Origin of the sequence: Mycobacterium arosiense ATCC BAA-1401 = DSM 45069 (assembly GCF_002086125.1) — a bacterium.
GTDB classification, from domain to species: domain Bacteria; phylum Actinomycetota; class Actinomycetes; order Mycobacteriales; family Mycobacteriaceae; genus Mycobacterium; species Mycobacterium arosiense.
The window spans coordinates 1-298 of sequence record NZ_MVHG01000299.1 but is presented as its reverse complement, the minus strand read 5'-3'; the positions used below and the strand labels follow the sequence as shown (position 1 = coordinate 298).

Annotated in this window: 1 protein-coding gene; it reads left to right on the top strand. The window is 62.4% G+C overall.

Going from position 1 to position 298, the window contains the following annotated elements:
• Window positions 1–298 (top strand): hypothetical protein (locus tag BST14_RS28575; RefSeq protein WP_211280851.1); only part of this gene is annotated, 298 nt, incomplete at both ends.

Genomic DNA, 298 nt, shown 5'->3' with positions numbered 1-298 from the left:
GGCGGTGAAGGATGCCCTCGCAGCTGAACAGAAGCAGCTTGAGAAGGCCCGCAATCCGATCTTTGCGGCGCCGACCTGGAAGGCCACCACGGCCGTGGGGAAGACGCTTGCCGCGCTGAACGCCAATACTGACGCAAAGAAGATCGAAACCCTGGCGGCGCTCTCGGCAGACGAAAGCGCCCGTCTTGAGCGTCTGCGGGCAGACCTGTCGAAGAATCCGACCAAGGCAGCGGCGGAACAGACCGTCAAAGCCGACAACGTCATGCGGCTGATTACCGCGGTGAACAGCGTTGTAGCC